This is a genomic window from Candidatus Methylomirabilota bacterium, assembly GCA_035315345.1.
Taxonomy (GTDB): Bacteria; Methylomirabilota; Methylomirabilia; order Rokubacteriales; family CSP1-6; genus CAMLFJ01.
This window is the reverse complement of record DATFYA010000185.1, coordinates 1-4393: the sequence shown is the minus strand read 5'-3', so window position 1 is coordinate 4393 and position 4393 is coordinate 1. Positions and strand designations below refer to the sequence as shown.

Below are 4393 nucleotides of genomic sequence, written 5' to 3'. Positions count from 1 at the left end.
TGGCGACCGCGCCGCTCTACGCGGACTACACCCCCTTCTACCTGGGCCTGCTCACCGAGGTCCTGGTGTTCGGCCTCTTCGCGCTCGCCTACGACGTGCTGCTCGGCCACGCGGGCGTGCTCTCCCTCGGCCACTCCGCGTTCCTCGGGGTCGCCGCCTACGTCACCGGGATCCTGCTCGCGCGCTTCCGGCTCCCCCTCGAGCTGTCGATCCTGGCCGGCGCCCTCGGGGGCCTGCTGACCTCGCTCGTGCTCGGGGTGCTGGTGCTGCGCAAGCGCGGCGTGTATCTGGCGATGCTCACGCTCGCGCTGTCGCAGGTCTTCTACTACGTGGTGCTGATGTGGACGCCGGTCACCGGCGGCACCGACGGCCTCGGCAACCTGCCGATCCTCCACCTGAGCGACCCGCTCGGCTGGCGGCTCTCCAAGAGGCCGATCACTCGCTATTACATCGTCGCCACCGTGATCTTCGTGGCCATGCTCGCCATCCGCCACCTGCTCCGCTCCCCGCTCGGCCGTGTCATGCGCGCGGTCAAGGCCAACGAGACGCGCGCGGCCGCCTGCGGCTACGACACCCTTCGCGTGAAGCTGGCCGCCTTCGCGGTCTCCGGGCTCTTCTCGGGGCTGGCCGGCGCGCTGCTCACGGTCGTGCTCGAGTTCGTCCCGATCGAGAACATCCACTGGGGCATGTCGGGCGCGGTGCTGATCATGGCCCTCTTCGGCGGCACCGGCACGCTGCTGGGGCCCTTCGTGGGCGCGGGCGTGTTCATCTGGATGCGCGATTTCCTCTCCAAGTACCTCGAGTACTGGGAGGTCTTCGTGGGCGGCGCCTTCGTGCTGATCGTGTTGTTCCTCCCCGACGGCATCGTGGGCAGCCTCACCCGGCTGCTCTCCCGGCGCCGGCCGGCGCCGGTCGAGGCCGCGGAGGACGTCCTGCCCGACCCCGCGCGTCTCGTCGCCGCGCCCGCGCGCGCCGCCGGCGACGGCGACGGCGGCCCCTTGCTGGAGAGCCGCGGCCTCACCAAGACGTTCGGCGGCCTCACCGCGGTGAACGGGGTGGACTTCCAGGTGCGCCCGGGCGAGCTGCGCTCGGTCATCGGCCCCAACGGCGCGGGCAAGACCACGTTCTTCAACCTGCTGACCGGCGTGCTGCCGCCCTCGGCCGGGCGCATCCTGTTCAAGGGCCGGGACGTCACCGGCCTGCCCGCGCACCGCGTCTCCCGCCTCGGCATCGCCCGCTCCTATCAGGTCACCAACATCTTCGGCGACCTCACCGTGCTCGAGAACGTGCGCATCGCGGCCCAGTCGCGGGTGACCCACTACCGCTTCTGGGGCAGCGCGGAGAGCCTGCGCGGCGTCACCGACCGCGCCGAGGAGATCCTCCGCCATCTGGGCCTCGCGGCCAAGCGGGACGCGCTCGCCCGGGAGCTCTCCCACGGCGAGCAGCGCTACCTCGAGATCGGCATCGCGCTCGCCACCGAGCCCGACTTCCTCCTCCTCGACGAGCCGACCGCGGGCATGAGCCCGGACGAGACGCGGCGCACCGCCGCCTTCGTGCGGCGCCTCGCCGGCCACCTCACGATCGTGGTGGTCGAGCACGACATGGAAGTGGTCATGGGCATCTCCGACCGCATCACCGTGCTCAACTACGGCGAGATCCTCGCCGAGGGCACCCCCGCCGAGATCCGCGAGAGCGCGGACGTGCGCCGGGTGTACCTGCGGGACTGAGCCGATGCTGCGGGTCGAGGGCGTGGACAGCTACTACGGCCTGAGCCACGTGCTCCAGGGCGTGTCGCTGACCGTCGACACCGGCGAGGCGGTGGCCCTCCTCGGCCGCAACGGGGCGGGCAAGACCACCACGCTCAAGACGATCATGGCAGTGGTGCGGGCCCGGCGCGGCCGCGTCACGTGGAACGGCGAGGACATCACCGCGCTGCCGCCCCACCGCATCGTGCGGGCCGGCATCGGCTACGTGCCCGAGGAGCGCCGCATCTTCCCGAACCTCTCCGTCTACGAGAACCTCAAGATGGCGCGCTTGACCACCGACCGCGGCCGGCGCATGGACGCCTATCTGGCCCGCGTGCTCGAGCTGTTCCCCCCGCTGGGCGATCGCCTCGCCAACAAGGGCAAGACCCTCAGCGGCGGCGAGCAGCAGATGCTCACGATGGCCCGCAGCCTCGGCACCGACCCCAAGCTCCTGCTCATCGACGAGCCCACCGAGGGCCTGATGCCCGCCTTCGTCGAGACGATCGGGCGCACCATCACCGAGATCCAGCGCCAGGGAGTGGCGGTGCTGCTGGTCGAGCAGAACACGCGTCTCGCGCTCGAGGCCACCCGGCGCGCGTACGTGATCGAGAAGGGCGTGATCAAGCATGAAGCGCGCTCGCGCGACCTCGCGGCCGACGCGGAGGCGCGCCACCGCTACCTGGGGGTGTGATGCGCTTCGGTCACTCCCGCCGACCGGTCACGCCATCGCCCAGCCCTGCGAGAGCACCTCGGCCTGCTCCAGAAAGGTTGTGCTTCGGCTGATTGCAAGGTTAGGGCGAACGGGGGGTTACAGCTTGCCCAGCGCCCGGAGGATCACCTCGGGCGTCATCGGTACGCGGGTGATGCGCGCCTCGAACGGGCTGAGCGCGTCGTTGACCGCGTTGAGCACCGCGCCCGGCGCGCCCGCGACGCCGCCCTCGCCCGCGCCCTTGAAGCCGCCTTCGGAGTAGCGAGTGGGCGTCTCCACGTGGGCGACGTGGATGTCGGGCATCTCCGCGGCCATCGGGACCAGGTAGTCCATCATCGTGGTCGTGAGCAGCTGGCCCTGCTCGTCGTACACGCAGTGCTCGAAGAGCGCGTCGCCGATGCCGTGGGCCACTCCGCCCCGGATCTGCTCGTCCACCAGCATCGGATTGATGATGCGGCCGCAGTCCTCCGCCACCCAGTGGCCGAGCAGCGTCACGAAACCGGTCTCCACGTCGACCTCGACGTGGGAGAGCTGGACGCCGTTGGTGTAGGCCAGGGGCTGGTGGCGCGGCACGTAGTGCCGGGTCACGGTCAGCTCCGACTGGAAATCCTTGGGCAGCGTGTCGGGGCGGAAGTAGGCGATGCGCCCCAGCTCGGCCAGCGGCAGCCGCGCCTCCCCGGTGGCCGCGTCCACCACGTGGCCGCCGCGCACGTCGAGGTCGAGCGGGTCCGCCTCGAGCACCGCCGCCGCGACCTTGAGGATGTTCTCCTTGAGCGCCTTGCCGGTGTGGATGGTGGCCTCGCCGCCGATGCCCGCTCCGCGGCTGCCCCACGTGCCGCCGCCGTAGGGGGTGACCATGGTGTCGCCGGTCACCACCCGCACGTCGGCGAGCGGCACCCCTACGGTGCTCGCGGCCACCTGGGCCAGGATCGTGTCGGTCCCCTGCCCCTGCTCGGTGACGCTCGAGATCACGGTGAGCTTGCCGCTCGGCTCCAGCCGGATCGTCGTGCCGTCCTGCGAGGAGATGCGCGCGCCGCCGGTGCCGTAGGTCTGCGCGCCGGGCACCGTGAGGTCGATGAACACGCACAGGCCGAGCCCACGATACACGCCGGCCGCGCGCAGCCGGTCGCGCTCGGCGCAGAGCGCGCGGTAGCCGGCCAGGTCCAGCACCGCGTCGAGCGACTCGTGGTGCGAGAGCCTCTCGAAGAAGAGCCCGCTCGGCGCGCTGTACGGATACATGTCGGCGGTGAGCAGGTTGCGGCGCCGCACCTCCACCGGGTCCAGCCCGAGCTCACCGGCGACCCGGTCCACCATCGCCTCCATGACCAGCGCGGCCACCGGGTGGCCGACCGCGCGGTACTGCGACATCGGGGTCTTGTTCTGGAACACCACCCGCCCGCGCGCGTCGTAGTCGCGGAACCGGTAGGGGCCGGGCGTGGTGCGCAGCACCTGCCCGCTCTCCACCACGCTCGAGCGCGGATACATCGAGAAGGGGCCGACCGGGGCGAGGTCGTCGAGACGCATCGCCAGGATGGTGCCGTCGCGCTTGACCGCGATCTCCGCGGTCACCCGGTGATCGCGCGAGTGGATGTCGGTCTGGAACGATTCCACCCGGTCGGCGAGGAACTTCACGGCCCGCCCCAGCATCACCGCGATGGCGCAGGTGGCGATCTCGTCCGGGTACGTGTGAATCTTGAGCCCGAAGGAGCCGCCCACGTCCCGGTTGATCACGCGCACGCGGTGCTCGGGGATCCGCAGGTGCCGGGAGAGGATGTCGTGGAACATGTACGGCGCCTGGCCCGAGTGGTACACGGTGAGCGTCTCGTCGGCCGGATCGTAGTCGGCCAGCACCACGCGCGGCTCGAGGCTCACGACGGTGTGCCGGCCGGTGTCGAAGGTGTCGCGGTAGACCGCGTCGGCGTCCCGGAACGCGGCGTCC

General features: G+C 71.2%; 3 protein-coding genes. 2 read left to right on the top strand and 1 reads right to left on the bottom strand.

Translation table 11 applies throughout. The annotated features are described in order from the left end of the window. A partial coding sequence (locus VKN16_23480) for a branched-chain amino acid ABC transporter ATP-binding protein/permease (protein ID HME97175.1) occupies positions 1–1727 on the top strand: 1727 nt, incomplete at its 5' end. Between the two features lie 4 nt (positions 1728–1731). Next, positions 1732–2436 carry an ABC transporter ATP-binding protein gene (locus VKN16_23475; GenBank protein HME97174.1) on the top strand — a complete coding sequence of 235 codons (705 nt, stop codon included), beginning with the start codon at positions 1732–1734 and terminating at the stop codon, positions 2434–2436. 117 nt (positions 2437–2553) lie between these two features. On the opposite strand, the gene VKN16_23470 is transcribed toward VKN16_23475, so the two are convergent. Continuing rightward, the coding region (locus VKN16_23470; protein ID HME97173.1) for a molybdopterin cofactor-binding domain-containing protein at positions 2554–4393 on the bottom strand (1840 nt) is incomplete at its 5' end.